The sequence below is a fragment of the Comamonas sp. Tr-654 genome (assembly GCF_011752915.1).
GTDB lineage: Bacteria > Pseudomonadota > Gammaproteobacteria > Burkholderiales > Burkholderiaceae_C > Comamonas.
In genome coordinates this window covers 315,890-331,744 of record NZ_VWWQ01000004.1, presented here as the reverse complement: position 1 = coordinate 331,744, position 15,855 = coordinate 315,890, and the positions used below count along the sequence as shown (strand labels likewise).

The window sequence follows — 15,855 nt, the reverse complement described above, 5'->3', positions numbered from 1 at the left end:
CATGGGCAATACCTGCCGTATCGACATTGAAATCATTGATTGGCATGCGCTGCAAGCTCACTGATCAATAGCGCCCGTCACCGCTGCGACAGATGGCCGCCGCAGCCTGTCGCTGTGAGGAACTACGTATTTGTCAGCACAACTTTCCTGCTACAGAATCGTGCACCATGGCCCACGATGATTCCGCAGCACGCGCTTCCCACAATCCAATAATTTCAGACTCCGGCCAGGTCCCTGCAGGCAAGCTGCTGGAAGATCCCTCGGCCATGCATGACGGCGGCGCGCCGCCGGCCGCAGCCCCGGGCGTCTGGACACCGCTGGCCACACCCACCTTCCGCATGCTGTGGATGATCTGGATGACAGCCAATATCTGCATGTGGATGAACGATGTGGCGGCCGCCTGGCTAATGACATCGCTGACCACCTCGCCCGTGCTGGTGGCGCTGGTGCAGTCGGCCTCCACCATGCCGGTCATGCTGCTGGCCCTTCCCAGTGGCGCGCTAGCCGATATCCTGGACCGGCGCCGCTATTTCATCGTCACCCAGTTCTGGGTGGCTGCCGTGGCGCTGCTGCTGTGCCTGGCCGTGCTCTCGGGCCAGCTGACGCCCTATCTGCTGCTGGCCCTGGTGTTTGCCAACGGCATCGGCCTGGCCATGCGCTGGCCGGTGTTCTCGGCGCTGATCCCGGAGCTGGTGCCCAAGCACCATCTGCCTTTCGCGATGGCCCTCAACGGCGTGGCCATGAATGCCTCGCGCATCATCGGCCCGCTGGTGGCGGGCGCCCTGATTGCCAGCCTGGGCAGCGCCTGGGTGTTTGTGCTCAATGCCGTGCTGTCCATCGTCTCGGGCTTTGTGCTGCTGCGCTGGAAGCGCCAGCAGCCCGCCAACCCGCTGGGCCGCGAGCGCCTGGGCTCGGCCATGCGCGTGGGCCTGCAGTTCATCCAGGAGTCGCCGCGCATGCATGCCGTGCTGCTGCGCACCGTCTGCTACTTTCTGCAGGCCGCCGCCATCATGGCGCTGCTGCCGCTGACGGCCCAGCGCCTGGACCACGGCACGGCCAGCAGCGGCAGTGCCGGTACCTTTACGCTGCTGCTGGCGTCCATGGGCGCGGGCGCCATCCTGGGCGCCATGCTGCTGCCGCGCATACGCCAGATGCTGTCGGGCGAGCGCACGGTGCTGGCTGGCGTGGCCGCGCAAAGCCTGGCCACGCTGACCGTGGCATTCGCCCCGCATATCGCCGTGGCCGTGCCGGGCATGATGCTCTCGGGCCTGGCCCTGCTGGCCACGGCCAACACGCTGGGCGTGGCCGCGCAGATGGCCCTGCCCAACTGGGTGCGGGCGCGCGGCATGTCCATCTACCAGATGTCCATCATGGGCAGCACGGCCATTGGCGCCGCCATCTGGGGCAAGGTCGCCAGCCTGGGCTCGGTGCAGATCAGCATGGCCGTGGCCGCCGTCAGCGGGCTGACGGCGCTGCTGATCGTGCAGCGCCTGAACCCGGACCGTGACATCGAGGAAGACCTCAGCCCTTCGCGCGCCTTCACGCCGCCGACGGCGCTGACGCCCGAAGCCGGCCGCGTGGTGGTGACCATCGAGTACCTGATCGACCCGGCCAGGACCGGCGCCTTCCGCGATCTGATGCAGCTGAGCCGGCGCAGCCGCCTGCGCCAGGGCGCGCTGTCCTGGAGCCTGCTGCACAGCATGAGCCAGCCAGAACGCTTCGTGGAGCAGATCACCGACGAGTCCTGGACCGAGCACCTGCGCCGCTTCGAGCGCGTGACGACCGCCGATGTGGCGCTGCGTGACCGCAAGCTGAGCTTTCACAAGGGCAAGGAGCCGCCCGTGGTGCAGCGCTACTTCACCGACGCTCTTTAAAAGAGAGCTGCCAGCGCTTTCATTTAAATGATTTCAGAGAGTCATTTATCCAAATCCCTTGACTGACAAGCGCTGGAAGCTCCTGTTTCTGCATCAGCGCAGATGCGGCGCCGATCCGGCAAGGGCCTTGGGCCAGAAGGCCCAGAGCTTGAGCGGCTGCTTGATGCGGCCCGCCACATCACCGGCCTCGGCCCCCCAGCCCATGAAATAGTCAGCGCGCACGGCGCCCAGAATCGCGCTGCCCGTATCCTGCGCGAACACCAGGCGGTTGAGCGAGACCGTAGGGCCAGGCGTGGAAAGCCAGACCGGCGTGCCATAGGGAATGCTGTTGCGGTCCACGGCAATGGAGCGGCCCGGCGTCAGCGCCACGCCCTGCGCGCCCTTGGGACCGAACTGGGCATCGAAGTCGTTGAGCGCCTCCTCGCGGAAGAACACATAGCGCGGATTGCTCCAGAGCATCTCGTTGACACGCGAGGGATTGGCGGCAATCCAGGCGCTGATGCCGGGCCAGGTGGCATCGCGTACCAGGTTCTGGTCAAGCAGCCAGCGGCCCACGCTCTTGTAGGGCTGATCGTTGGTACCAGCATAGGCCACGCGGATCATGCGCTGACGGCCATCGGCCTCGGTCAGCATCAGCCGGCCCGAGCCCTGGATATGCAGCACCAGCATGTCCACCGGGTCACGCAGCCAGGCAATGGCACGGCCAGCCAGGGCGGCCTGAGCCTCGGAGTTGGTGTCGATCTGCTGGCGCGTGAACCAGGGCTTGCGCTTGCCAAAGCCCTGCGGGACCTGATAGATGGGCACGTTGAAGCCGCTGCCCTGCACCCGGCGCGCCTCGTACAAGGGCTCGTAATAGGCGGTCAGCATGCCGTCGGGGCTGCCCGTGGTCGCTTCGATGCGATAGGGCTGCAGCGTGTTCATCATCCAGCTGCGCTGCTCGTCTTCCGAGGCAATGCTCAGGCGGCGCACCTCGCCGCACAGATTGGCAAACACGGTGCTGGGCCGCTCACAGTTCTTGATCCAGGCATTCCAGGCCTCGTTCAGGGAATCCTGGGGCACGCCGGGCAGCTCGCCCCAGTCCACCGCCACCCAGCGGCTTTTTGTCGGTACATTGGCGGTGAACGGCGGCTTGGCCGTGGAGGCTGGCCCGCCATGCGGCGCCATCTCGGGCACCGGTGCCGGATCGTTTTGCTGCTTGGTGGTGGTGCAGGCCACCAGGGTTCCTACAATCAGCGCCAGTGAAAAACGGCGCAGGAGATGGAAATTCATGGGTCTGATTTTGCTTGAAGCACTGCTGGCATTGGCCATTCTGGTCGCTATTGTGTGGTGGACCATGTTCTCGGGTCGGAAAAAGGGTGAGTTGCCGGCCCCGGCCGAGCCAACGCCGCGCCAGGAAACGCTGGCCGACGCCGGCCAGGATGGCCCCGATCGAGCTTAGCCCATGGCGCTGCAGCCATTGCAGCGCGGGCTGATTGTGACAATCTTTTGCATCAGAAACCGCGCGCTGGCATGCGTCCTACTTTTTTCGGTTTCTCTTGGCAGTACGCTCAAGGCCTTGCAGCTTTTACGCGAAGCTGGTTTGCAGGACCCTCCGGGTCGTTCATCAAACTAAGGAGTTTTCTATGCGCAAGCAATTGGCTGTGACGGCCGCTCTGGCCTCTGCTCTGTTGATCACCGGCTGTGCCAATACCGGCGGCATGTCGGACACCACGCGTCGCACCGCCACCGGCGCAGGCGTGGGCGCGCTGGGCGGCGCGGCCATCGGTGCACTGACCGGCCACAACGCCGGCACGGGCGCCCTGATCGGCGCAGGCGTAGGTGCACTTGGCACCTATATCTGGTCGCAGAACCTCGAAAAGCAAAAGCGCGAAATGGAAGCCGCGACCCAGGGCACAGGCGTGGGCGTGACACAGACCGCGGACAACCAGCTCAAGCTGGACATCCCCAGCGACATCTCCTTTGATACCGGCCGCGCCGACATCAAGAGCAACTTCGCCCCCATCCTGGACCGCTTTGCCGAAGGTCTGCGCAACAATCCCAACGCAGAAGTGCGCATCATCGGTCACACCGACAGCACCGGCTCCGATGCCATCAACAATCCGCTGTCGCTGCAACGCGCCGAGAGCACCCGCAACTATCTGACCTCGCGTGGCGTCAATGGCGCCCGCATCCAGGTGCAGGGCATGGGCTCGCATCAGCCCGTGGCTTCCAATGCCACCAACGAAGGCCGTGCGCGCAACCGCCGCGTGGAAATCTTCGTGGGTGAACGCGCTCCTCAGTAAGACAGGCACCAGCCAGCAAAAAGCCCCGCAAAGCGGGGCTTTTTTCATGGCGATTGCGCAGTGCGCAGGCTGCGGCTCAGGCGTTGCGCAGCAGATTGGCCAGTTCCACGGCCGACTTGACCTGCATCTTGTCGAAGACCCGCGCCCGGTGCACTTCCACGGTGCGCACGCTGATGTCGAGCTGATCGGCGATGAGCTTGTTCGGCACGCCCTCGACGACCAGCTTCATCACGTCTTTTTCACGATCGGTCAGCTCGCCCAAGCGGCTGCGCACCTCTTCGCGCGCCTGCAAGGCGGCCAGATGCTCGGCAGACAGCGCCAGCGCCTGCTCCACACGGTCCACCAGCGCATTGTCGGAAAACGGCTTCTCGCAGAAATCGAAGGCACCGCGCTTGACCGTATCCACGGCCGTGGGGACGTCGGCATGGCCGGTCAGAAAGATCACGGGCATGGCCTCGATCTGGCCGCGCTCCAGCATGCGATTGAACAGCGACAGGCCGCTCATGCCCGTCATGCGCATATCGAGCAGCAGGCAGCAGGGGCGGCGCGTCACGGGGCTGGTCTGCAGCACCGCCTGCTCGAATTCTTCGGCGTTGCGATAGCACTCGCTCAGCAATCTGCGCGAACGCAGCAGCCATGCCAATGCCTCTCGGACATCGGCATCGTCGTCCACCACGTAGACGGTAGCGTCGGTTACAGGTTCCATGAAGCCTAGTTCTCTCTGGGTTCCCAGTGGGCCGGCAGCGTGAAGACAAACTCCGTGCCCTGCGGGAGGTGCGGGCGGTAATCAAGATGACCACCATGTTGCTCCACCACCGTGCGGCACAGGCTCAGACCCAGGCCCATGCCTTCGGTGCGCGTGGTGAAGAAGGGGGTGAACAGCTGCTCGGCGACTTCCGCAGAAATGCCGGCGCCGCAGTCCATGATGGAAAATTCTACCCAACGCGCGCCATGACCCTCAGAACTGCGCCTGACCGTCAGGGTCAGCACCCTGTCCTTGAGCGCGGGCTGGTCCATGGCCTGCATGCCGTTGCGAGCCAGATTGAGCAGCACCTGCTCGACCATGGTGACATCGCAGAGCACCCCCGGCAGATCGGCTTCCAGCTCCAGTTGCACCGTGGCATTGAGCTTGTGCGCCTGCAGATAGACCAGGGGCATGACGGCATCGATCAGCTCCGCGGGCTGCACCACCTGCCGGGACTTGTCGCGCCGGCGCACGAAGTCGCGCACGCTCTTGATGACCTTGCCCGCGCGGTCGGCCTGAAAGCTGATGCGCTCCAGAGCCATGCGCAAGTCCTTGAGATGCGAGGCATGAGGGTCGGTAGGCTCATGCTCCAACAGATTGAGCGAACCCGTGGCGTAGCTGGAGATGGCGGCCAGCGGCTGGGTCAGCTCATGGCTGAGCATGGAGGCCATCTCACCCACCGTCGCCAGACGCGCCGTGGCCTGCAGACGCTCCAGCGAGGCGCGCGACATCTCCTCCATGCGGCGCTGCTCGCTGATGTCGATGAAGGCGCTCATCCAGCCCGTGTGCTGGCCCTGGGCGGTGATCAGCGGCGCCTCGAAGATCAGCACCGGAAAGCGCGAGCCGTCCTTGCGCATGAACACGCTCTCGTGACCCTGGCGCGGCGTGGGAAGCAGGCCGGCAAGGCGCTGATCGCGCCGGCTCACATATTCCTGGGCCAGCTCGGGCGGCCAGTAAGGCGCCACATTGAGGCCCAGCAGCTCCTGCGCGCTGAAGCCCACCATATTGCAGAAGGCCGGGTTCACATAGGTGATGCGCCCCTGGAGATCGCGGGCACGCATGCCTGTGACCAGGGAATCTTCCATGGCCTTGCGAAAGGCCAGCGCATCGCCCAGATCGCGTTCCGCGCGCAGGCGGCGGCGGTTGTCGCGCACCAGCACCACCACCACGGTCACCAGCGCGATCGACATGCCGGTCACCAGCGCCGTCATCACATTGGGAAAGACGCTGGGCGCGTGATGCCAGCTGTCCATGCGCAGCACCAGGGTGTTGCCGGGCAGGTCCAGCAGCTGCTGGGCCGTGAACATGCGCGAGCCGCGCCAGGCCGCCCCCACCATGGCCAGGCGCGTGCCATCCGGCTCGGTGAACGACACCTCCTGGGTACGCGGCAGGGACTTGCCCACCTGGGCCATCAGAATGCCCTGCAGGCTGTAGGTGCCCAGCACATAGCCCACCACATGGCCATTCTCCGTCAGCGGCATGCAGACCTGCATGGTCTCCGTGCCCAGGCCCTCGCCCAGCAGCTGGAAACGGCTGGGCGAATACGACGGCCCGTTGACGCGCCTGGCCTGGGTACAGGTCAGGGCCTCACCCGAATGCAGCTCGGGCAAATGGCTTTCGTCTTCGACCAGCAGGGTGCGATAAGGCGTCTCGGCATGCTCGATGAGGCGCATGTTTTCGCCCCGCCACTCGATGCGCATCAGGTCACGGCGCTGCTGCAGCAGCTCGGTCGCATGCTCGCGCCAGGCCGGGTGCTTGCCGCTGTAGGCGCTCAGCGCCAGCAGATCCTGCAGATTGCGGCCCAGCGCCGCACGGATATCGCCGACCGCATTGGCGGTATCGCGCTCCAGCTTTTCCTGCACCTGCGATGCCTCATAGCGTCCGGCCAGCCAGACCATGGTGACCAGCATGCTGACCACCAGTGCCACCAGCAAGGTCCACAGGGACCAGCGCTTCCAGGCCATGCGCCAGCGCCGCCAGGGCCAATGGGCAGGATGGTCCTCGGGCAGTTCGTCAAGAGCAGTATTCAGCGGTTCAGTCACAGCACACGATGGGTCAAGGCCGGCAATTGCTGGCGCACCTGCAGCAAGCGGTCACGGTTTAGCTCACCCGCCACCACGCCGGTGCCGCTGGCCTGCAGGCCCTGCACCTCGCCCCAGGGGTCGATCAGCAGGCTGTGGCCCCAGGTGCGGCGGCCGTTTTCATGCACGCCGCCCTGGCCGGGCGCCAGCACATAGGCCAGGTTCTCTATCGCACGCGCCCGCAGCAGCACCTCCCAGTGCGCCTGGCCCGTGGTGTAGGTGAAGGCACTGGGCACCAGCAGCAGGTCGGCGCCCTGGGCACTGAGCGCTCGGTACAGCTCGGGAAAGCGAAGGTCGTAGCAGACGCTCAGGCCCAGGCGCCAGCGGGCGCCGTCTCTGGCCTGTATGTCGCAGACCACGGGCTGGCTGCCCGGCTGCACCACGGCGGCCTCGGTATAGCTCTCGCGCCCGTTGTCGAACTGAAAGAGGTGGATCTTGTCGTAGCGGGCCACGCACTCGCCGTCGGGGGAATAGACCAGACTGGTGTTGAGCACATGGCTGTCGTCAGCCGCCTGCAGCGGCAGCGTGCCGGCCACCACCCACAGCTGGAGCCGCCTGGCAGCTCCGGCCATGAAGTCCTGGATCGGCCCTCGGCCAAAGGCCTCGCGGTAGGCCAGCTTGTCGGTGTCCCTGGCGCCCATGGCGCAGAAATACTCGGGCAGCACCACCAGCTCCGCACCCAGGGCGGCAGCCTGTTGCATCAGGCTACGCGCCTGCGCCAGATTGGCGGCAATATCCTGACTCGAGACCATTTGTAGAGCGGCAATCTTCATGGTTTCTCCTGTGAGCCTGTAGCGCCAGCGGGCTGCTTGCCGGGATCGCCGGCACCGGTCTTGGGCACGTTGCGTCTGGGCAGCTCAGTCACTTGCGGATCTTCCCAGCTGCCGTGGATATGGAACTCCTTGGTCGTGGCCGCAATCAGCGGGCCACGCAGAATCATCTGGGCCAGAAAGCTGCTCAGCCCCACCACGGGGTTGATGGCCGTGGCGACCAGGGAGGCCGACAGGGCGTTGATCTCCGGCACCACCACCACATGCAGGTCCTGGGTTTCGTTGTCGATGTCGGCAGAGCCCTCCATCAGCACGGCTGCGTTCACGCCCTTCATCTGCATGTTATTCGTCTTGGCAATGCCGCGCTCTATGGTGACATCGCCTCGCATGAAGTCGAACGAGAAGCCGTTGCGGAACACGTCGCGGAAATCCAGCGTCAAGCGCCTGGGCAGGGACTGCAGGCTGAGCACGCCCAGCAGCTTGGCCAGGCCCGGCTCGGCCTTGAGAAACTGGCCTTTTTGCACCTCCAGGTGCACGACGCCTGACATGGTCTTGAACCCCGGCGTCACGGGCGATCCGATCCAGCCGATCTCCCCCTGCAGCTCGCCCTGGCCATTGGCGACCACGCCGGGCATGTCGAAGCGATTGAGCAGCTTGCCCACATCGCGCAGATGGAGCTGGAACTGCAGCTGGGTCTGGCCCGGGTGCTTCTGGTCGCCGGAGCGCAGCGCCCAGGAGCCCTGCGCCGTCAAGGTCGCCTCGGGTGTGCTGATATTGAAGCGCGACAGCTGCCATTCGCGCTTGCCCACGCCCAGAGACAGCCCGTGATTGCGCGCCACCACATCCAGCTTGCCCAGCGAACGCTTGCCCAGCTGGAAGTCGTCCACACTGACCTGCAGGGCCGGCAGCTCGCGCAGATCGCTGCTCTGTGCCGCCGCCTCCACGCTCTCGTCCGGGCCGTCGGGAATGCTCAGGCGCGAGAGCTTGGCGATGACCAGGCCGCCAGGCTCCTGCGCATTGGCCTCGCGATATTCAATGCGCCCGGCCAGCTCACGCGCCTGGATCTGGTTGGTCCAGACCTTGTTGGCATGGCTGAGCTGCAGGGAGACATCGTGCAGCGAGCGGCCATGGAGCTTGACCTCGCGTGCCTTGAGCGCCAGTTGCTGAGGCACAAACTGACGCCAGCTCTCTTCCTCGGCAACAGGGCCGTCGTCAGCGCCCGCTTCGCCCTCGGGCCACAACCGCCCCCAGGCATCCAGATCCAGCACCGGCAGCTGCACCCTGGCCTGCAGACCCGCAGGCGGCAATGCGGCTTCCGCCTTGCCCGACTCCACCAGCTCCAGGCTACCGCGCGTGATGCGGGCCTGTGCCCCGCTGATATCGCGCTCCAGCAGGGCTGCGGCCTGATTGCCCCATTGCACGCTGAGCTGGTCGGTCAGCGGCTTGGCCACAGCGGGCACCGTGCGGTTGACGCGCAAGGCCAGGGAGCTGTCGGCCGCCTTGCCCAAGGGCGCCGGCAGCATGACCGCCATGCCCTGCAGCTCGGACTGCAGGCTGATTTCCGGCACGCTGTGCAACACCTTGATCTGCAGGCCATAGCGGGCCTGGCCCTGCAGATGCTTGCCCAGAGCCGCCAGCTCGCTCATCTCCTTGGCGTCACGCAGGCCCTGGGCCGTGGCCACGCCGTCCACACGCAGCTGGACCGGAGCCGTGGCGGCATCGGCACCGGGCTTCATGCCACCCTCGATGCGCACGTCACCTCCCAGCGCTCTGGCCTGCACGCCCGAGAGCTGAAAGCCGGTCTCCGAGAACTGCACATTGCCGCGCAACTGGCTGAGCGCGGGCACCTCGGGCATCAGCTGCAGCGAATTGCCCGACAGCGCCACTTCGCCCTGTACCTTGCTGCGCTCCATGTGCAGGGTGGGCAGATGCAGCTTGAGGCTGAGCTTGGCATTGCCCGTGGCCCGGCTGCTATCGAGCACATGGGCCGTCAGCGCGGACAGGGCGGAGCCTTGCACCAGGTTCAGCATATCGCCCAGGGCGCCATGGGCCTTGGCGTTGACCTCCACCTCGGTCTGATTCCAGTCGGCCACACCGGCCTGTGCTTCATCGACCACGATGGCGGTATGACCCAGGAAGCCCTTGGCCTTGCGCACCTGCATGGAGTTGCCGTCGAAAACCAGCTCGCCCGAAAGCCTGGTCAGCGGCGGCCAGGGCTTTTCGCCAGGGCCGAGCAGATAACCGGGCACGAACTGGTAGTTCACGTCCTGCACCTGGGCGCTGATGTGGAACTCGCCCTTGCCCGGCTTTTCAAACGGCACATGCTCGAGTTCACCCTTGACACGGAAGTTCACCGCACTGGCCTGGCCCGTGGTGATGGCCTCGCGCACATAGCGCAGTGCATCGCTGCCAAGGTCCTGAGGCAGATAGCGATAAATGCGCTCGCCCTTGGCACGGCTAAGCTGCCCCTGCAGATCCAGCAACCCCGGAAAACGCGGCTGCTCCTTGGTCCCTGCACCGGACTGCCAGCTGGCCTGGGCCTGGCCGGCCGTGTCTTCATTGGCAAAGCGCAGCCGGGGCACCTGCACCTTGATGGTCTGGCCCTTGTCCAGCAACTGCCAGCGCACCAGGCTGTCGAACTGATCGAACGGGATGTCGGGGTCTTCAAACACCCCGGGGAAGCTCAGCATGGCCTGACTGGCTCCCGGCGTCTTGGTCAACGTGACCTCGCCGCTGTCCTGGTCCAGGGCGAACTTGCCGCTCAAGCCCCGTACGCCGGGAATGCCTATGCTGTGGGGGCCCTCCTCCGAGGCCTGGGAACGCAAGCCCAGATGCTCGAACCGCCCCGAGGCCTTGTACTGTGCCAGCTGCTGCAAAGGTCCGCGCCAGGACAGCTTGAGATCGCTCAGCTGTCCTGCCGGCGCCAGCGCCCTGAGTTGGCTTTGAACGGTTGGCGGCACGGGCAGGCGCTGCAGCATCTGCGCCGCAATGGCCAGGTCGATGCCGTCGGCCTGGACATCACCATGCTCGCCCTGGCTACCTTGCTCGGAAGCACCGGTCGGCACATAGCGCAGGCTGAAGTCGCCTCTTGGCCAGTTCAGCCCGTCGTCGGCCGTGAACTGCAGTCCCTGGACGGAAAACTGGTAACCGTTCTGATTCTTGGCCCGCAAACGCCCCCGCAAGGCCTGCAGAGCCAGGGGCTCGGGTCGGTCCCGCCATTGCAGCTGCAGGGCCTGCACGGCGACATCGGCCACCACGCCCACGGGCTGGCCGCGCTCCACATCCAGCCAGGCCCTGATCGAGCCCTTGCCCTGCTGCAGCTTCCAATCCTGCGGGCCCAGATACTGGCCCAGATGCGACAGGTCGATATGTGTGAAGTCCAGATAGGCCTGTCCGCTCCAGCGCTCCAGACGCCCCTCATGCACCGACAGCAAAGGCTCCTTGAAGTTGCCCATGACCGTGAAGCGCTGCCCCCAGTCCTCTGGCGGCGTGGCATCCAGCCGCAGGGAGTGATGCCAGCGCTTGTTGCGCAGCACCAGATCTACATCCTGCAGCTGCAAGGGTGCGGCATCGCGCAGCTCGTCCACCCACTGCAGCTTGCCGCCGCGGATGGCGATTTCGGGCTGGGAGAAGATCCAGTCGGAGTCACCCCCCTGCCCCGGGTCGGATGACACGGCAATGCCGGCCACAAAGATCTGGCCGTCGGCATCGCGTCGAACCGTCAGATCCGGCCCTTCAAGGTATATCTGCTCCACGCCCAGGGTCATCAGCGAATGGGCAGAGACCGCCACCACCACCTTGGGCAGCAGCAAGGCCTCACTCTTGTTTGTGGGGTCATGCAGGACTACGTCGCCCAGCTCGAAAGTCGGCACCAGACCCGATCGGTACGCACGCAGCCGGCCTATGGAAACCGGTACACCCAGGCTGCGTGAGGCCAGGGATTCCAGCTCGGGGCGCCACTGTTCGATTCGCGGCACAATCCAGAAATGGAGCACCCCCCACACGGTGGCCAGCAAAAGCCACAGGCTCAGGACCAGTCCCAGAGACCACCGTGCCAAGCTGGCCAGCCTATGAATTTGGCGAGTTGGGAGTGGTTTCGGTTCGATCATCGGTGGCCTAGCAATGGCAGGAATTATGACCGGCGCCCCCGTGCGCGTTTCGGTAACCACACGTTGCCGAGCTGATTACCTGCCTGCCTGACACCATTTTTTACGGTCCGCATGCAGTCCCCAGAGCAAGCAATGGCAGAAAACGCCCTCAATGTTCCTTCCCCGGCCCAGTACTCGCGCTTTGTGCAGCGCCTTCACCGCCGTTACGAGAACTGGTTTGACGCCTTGCCGCCGGGAGCCCCCGACCGGGCCCTGATGGAGCAGGCCCTGGGCACGCTGCAGTCGCGTGGCCTGGACCTCTCTGCGGCGCTACGCGTGCTGCGCCAGCTGGTGATGGAGCGCATCATCGTGCTGGACTGCGAACAGCAGGCACCTCTCGCCGTGGTGACCAAGGCCGTCACCGAGCTGGCCGAGCTGGCCCTGGACCGTGCCTGCACCCAGGTGAGAACCGAACTCGACAGTCGGCATGGTGCACCCCAAGGCCCAGCCGGCCAGGAAGTCCAGTTCTGGGTCATAGGCATGGGCAAGCTCGGCGCCCGCGAGCTTAATGTCTCCAGCGACATCGACCTGATCTACGTCTACGAGCATGACGGCGACACTCAGGGCAAGCCCGACGGCCGCGGCGTGATCTCCAACCACGAGTACTTCGGCCGTGCCGTCAAAGGCATCTTCAGCCTGATCGGGGACACCACCGAACACGGCTTTGTCTTTCGCGTCGACCTGGCCTTGCGGCCCAACGGCAATTCCGGCGCCCCCGCCGTCTCGCTGTCTTCGCTGGAGGAATATCTGCAGATTCATGGCCGCGAGTGGGAGCGCTTTGCCTGGCTCAAGAGCCGCATCGTGGCGCCGCTGGCCGATATCCAGACGCCCAACGTCCAGGCCCTGCGCAGCGTGGTGCTGCCTTTTGTGTTCCGCCGCTATCTCGACTATGCGGTGTTCGACTCGCTGCGCAGCCTGCACCGCCAGATTCGCGACCATGCGTCCAAGCGCAGCGCGGGCCACCCCGAACGCGCCAACGACGTCAAGCTCTCTCGCGGTGGCATCCGCGAAATCGAATTCATCGTGCAACTGCTGCAGGTGGTGCGCGGCGGCCAGTTCCCCGAGCTGCGCCGCCGCCCTACGCTGGAAGCCCTGCAGCGCCTGGTTCAGGCCAATCTGATGAGCGCCGAGATTGCCGATGCCCTGAGCCGCGCCTACATCTTCTTGCGCCAGGTGGAACACCGCATCCAGTACCTGGACGACCAGCAGACCCATGTGCTGCCCACGCGCGACGATGATCTGCTGTGGATTGCCCGCACCCTGGGCTATGCCGATGCCTGCGGCTTTCTGCACCAGCTGGACGAGCACCGCGAACTGGTGGCGCAGGAGTTCGACACCTTGCTGGGCGGTGACTCCCAGCAATGCAGCAACGGCCATTGCAATGCAGCCAAGGCGGCGGCAGGTGGGCCGCCCACGCCACGCGACATCGAGGAGCTGATCGAGGCCCTGCCGCCATCACTAGCCGGCCAGGTTGCCGACTGGCGCAGCAACACCCGCATCAACGGCCTGCGCGACGAGGCCCGTGCGCGCTTGTTCAGATTGGTGGAACGCACCGCGCAATGGGTGGAGAGCGGCCAGTCCGGCGAGGAGGCAGCCAAGCGTTTTCTGCAATGGCTGGAGCCCCTGCTGCGCCGCGAAAGCTACCTCGCGCTGCTGCTTGAACGGCCGGCGGTTCATGAAAGACTGCTGCATCTGCTCGGAGCGGCGCGCTGGCCTGCACGCTACCTGCAGCAACACCCCGGCGTGATCGACGAACTGGCCAGCGATGCCATTCTCAAGGAACGCTTTGTCGCAGCAGACTTCGAGCATGAGCTGGCCATGCGTCTGGCCGCCCTGCAATCCACGGGCGAAGACGACGACGAAACCCTGCTCAATCTGCTGCGCCGCGCCCACCATGCCGAGGTCTTCCGCACCCTGGCGCGCGACATCGAAGGCCGCATCAGCGTGGAGCAGGTGGCTGACGACCTGAGCGCGCTGGCCGACAGCGTGCTGCGCATCACGGCCCAATGGTGCTGGAGCCGGCTCAAGAGCCGCCATCGCGATACGCCGCGCTTCGGCATCGTGGGCTACGGCAAGCTGGGCGGCAAGGAGCTGGGCTACGGCAGCGATCTGGACATCGTCTTCGTCTTCGATGACGATGATGACCGCGCTCCCGAGATCTACGCGGCCTATGTGCGCAAGCTCATCAACTGGCTGACCGTCAAGACCGGCGAAGGCGATCTGTTCGAGATCGACACCGCGCTGCGCCCCAACGGCAACTCGGGCCTGCTGGTGACCAGCTTCGAGTCCTACGCCAACTACCAGCAGCAGCGCGGCAGCAATACCGCCTGGACCTGGGAGCACCAGGCCATGACGCGTGCCCGCTTTGTGCTGGGCAGCCGCGACTTTCCCTCGCCAGCAGGCGCGCCCGCAACCGATCTGCACCTGCATCAGCGCTTTGATGCGGTGCGCGAAGCCGTCATCACTGCACCGCGCGATGCCGCTGCGCTGCGCAACGAGATTGAAACCATGCGTGAGCGGGTACGCGGCGCCCATCCGGTGCGCGGAGGCCTGTTCGATGTCAAGCACAGCCCCGGCGGCATGGTGGATGTGGAATTTGCCGTGCAGTACCTGGTGCTGGCTGAATCCGGAGCACACCGCGAGCTGATCGCCAACGTGGGCAATATCGCCTTGCTGCAGCGCGCCGAAGACGCGGGCCTGCTACCCAAAGGCGTGGGCTATGAAGCGGCCAAGGCCTACCGCGAGCTGCGTCGCCTGCAACACGTGGCAAGACTGGACGAGCGCTCCGGACAACTGGAGCCGGAACAGGCCCAAGTCCAGCGCGAAGCGGTACTCAAGCTCTGGACTGCGGTGTTCGTGCCTGGCACCGCAACCTAGGACAGGCAATCATGTCACGGGATTGAAGATTTGTGAGCGCCCGCTTTTCAGGGCGCTGGCAGCATCCATCAAGATTTGCCTACAGGCATTGCCAAACTGTTACAAAAATGAAACCCACTAGGGCTGGAACTTCTGCAACAGTGTCTTATCTGATAGTCAAGTGCAATGAACTGACAAGTCTGCATCCACCAATTTCCAGTTGCGAAGCCTTTGGGTACGCCCATTGAATAATCCCCGGAGCGCTTCTCCTCCCTCCCTCTCTTAATTCGTTTCGGGATGCTTCGCAACTTTTTTATGCCCCAAAAAAAGGCCACTTTTGAGTGGCCTTTTTCTTGGCTGACATGCCGCCACTTAGTGGGGCACGGTGTTCACGAAGCTCGGGCGCACCGCCAGCTTGGTCAGCAAGGCGGCCAGATTCGGATGCTCGGCACGCCAGTCCATCTCGGGAAAGCGGAAATCCAGCCAGGCCAGGGCGCAGCCGACGCTGATATCGGCCAGCGTCAGATGCGTGCCGCCGCAGCAGAACGGCTTCTCGCCCAATCCCTGCGACATGACCTTGAGCGCGGCCCGGACCTTGCCCATCTGGCGATCAATCCAGGCCTGGCTACGCTGCTCTGCGCTACGGCCTGGCCAGGTGGCCTCCAGCCGCACCAGAACGGCGGCGTCAAGCATGCCGTCGGCCAGGGCCTCCCAGGTCTTGACCTCGGCGCGCTCGCGACCCGTGCCCGGAATCAGCTTGCCAACCGGCGAAAGTGTGTCCAGATATTCGACGATGACGCGCGAATCGAACATGGCCTCCGTGCCATCCATCACCAGACGCGGCACCTTGCCCAGAGGATTGCCCGTACCCGGTGAAAGCGCGTCCTCCCAGGGGTTTTCTTCGACAAATTGATAGTCCAGCTTCTTTTCGGCCAGCACGACGCGGACTTTGCGCACATAGGGGCTGGTGGTGGAGCCTATTAGTTTCATAGCAGCGGTTCCATGACACGAGTCACCGGCGACGGGCCGGTGCAATGATTCTATGCGCTGCCATGGCGGCCCGGCGGCCGCCGCACCGGGTCTGCATGCGCGCCAGCCA

10 protein-coding genes are annotated in these 15,855 nt (G+C 65.0%); 4 read left to right on the top strand and 6 right to left on the bottom strand.

Features of this window, described 5'->3' with window-relative positions:
- Window positions 1-167 precede the first annotated feature (167 nt).
- Window positions 168-1,874 carry an MFS transporter gene (locus tag F3J24_RS14770; RefSeq protein ID WP_167007737.1) on the top strand — a complete coding sequence of 569 codons (1,707 nt, stop codon included), beginning with the start codon at window positions 168-170 and terminating at the stop codon, window positions 1,872-1,874.
- Between the two features lie 93 nt (window positions 1,875-1,967).
- Here the strand turns inward: F3J24_RS14770 and F3J24_RS14765 are convergent, their stop codons facing one another.
- A complete protein-coding gene (locus tag F3J24_RS14765; protein WP_167007734.1) occupies window positions 1,968-3,143 on the bottom strand; it encodes a murein transglycosylase A in 1,176 nt (391 codons plus the stop codon).
- Between F3J24_RS14765 and F3J24_RS14760 the strand changes: the two genes are divergently transcribed.
- Both F3J24_RS14760 and F3J24_RS14755 read left to right on the top strand, forming a co-directional pair.
- Entirely contained in the window at window positions 3,142-3,312 is a 171-nt protein-coding gene (locus F3J24_RS14760) for a hypothetical protein (RefSeq protein WP_167007731.1), read from the top strand. The two genes, F3J24_RS14765 and F3J24_RS14760, sit on opposite strands and share 2 nt — an antisense overlap.
- A gap of 184 nt (window positions 3,313-3,496) precedes the next feature.
- Window positions 3,497-4,156 (top strand): OmpA family protein, encoded by a 660-nt coding sequence (locus tag F3J24_RS14755; RefSeq protein ID WP_167007728.1) that lies wholly within the window; start codon window positions 3,497-3,499, stop codon window positions 4,154-4,156.
- Between the two features lie 76 nt (window positions 4,157-4,232).
- Here F3J24_RS14755 and F3J24_RS14750 read toward each other — a convergent pair whose 3' ends face one another.
- From F3J24_RS14750 to F3J24_RS14735, 4 genes are read right to left on the bottom strand one after another with little or no spacing between them, the layout of a single operon-like run.
- Window positions 4,233-4,862: a response regulator transcription factor gene (locus tag F3J24_RS14750; protein WP_167007725.1), complete on the bottom strand. Its 630-nt coding sequence runs from the start codon at window positions 4,860-4,862 to the stop codon at window positions 4,233-4,235.
- Window positions 4,863-4,867: 5 nt separating this feature from the next.
- Window positions 4,868-6,943: a PAS domain S-box protein gene (locus F3J24_RS14745; RefSeq protein ID WP_167007722.1), complete on the bottom strand. Its 2,076-nt coding sequence runs from the start codon at window positions 6,941-6,943 to the stop codon at window positions 4,868-4,870.
- A complete protein-coding gene (locus F3J24_RS14740) occupies window positions 6,940-7,755 on the bottom strand; it encodes a carbon-nitrogen hydrolase family protein (RefSeq protein WP_167007720.1) in 816 nt (271 codons plus the stop codon). The genes F3J24_RS14745 and F3J24_RS14740 overlap by 4 nt, the downstream gene beginning before the upstream one ends.
- On the bottom strand, window positions 7,752-11,810 hold the full coding sequence (locus tag F3J24_RS14735; protein WP_167007717.1) for a YhdP family protein: 4,059 nt from the start codon (window positions 11,808-11,810) through the stop codon (window positions 7,752-7,754). The genes F3J24_RS14740 and F3J24_RS14735 overlap by 4 nt, the downstream gene beginning before the upstream one ends.
- A 183-nt stretch (window positions 11,811-11,993) precedes the next feature.
- Between F3J24_RS14735 and glnE the strand changes: the two genes are divergently transcribed.
- Entirely contained in the window at window positions 11,994-14,777 is a 2,784-nt protein-coding gene (glnE, locus tag F3J24_RS14730) for a bifunctional [glutamate--ammonia ligase]-adenylyl-L-tyrosine phosphorylase/[glutamate--ammonia-ligase] adenylyltransferase (protein ID WP_167007714.1), read from the top strand.
- Between the two features lie 351 nt (window positions 14,778-15,128).
- On the opposite strand, the gene F3J24_RS14725 is transcribed toward glnE, so the two are convergent.
- On the bottom strand, window positions 15,129-15,746 hold the full coding sequence (locus F3J24_RS14725; RefSeq protein ID WP_167007711.1) for a glutathione S-transferase C-terminal domain-containing protein: 618 nt from the start codon (window positions 15,744-15,746) through the stop codon (window positions 15,129-15,131).
- Window positions 15,747-15,855 lie beyond the last annotated feature (109 nt).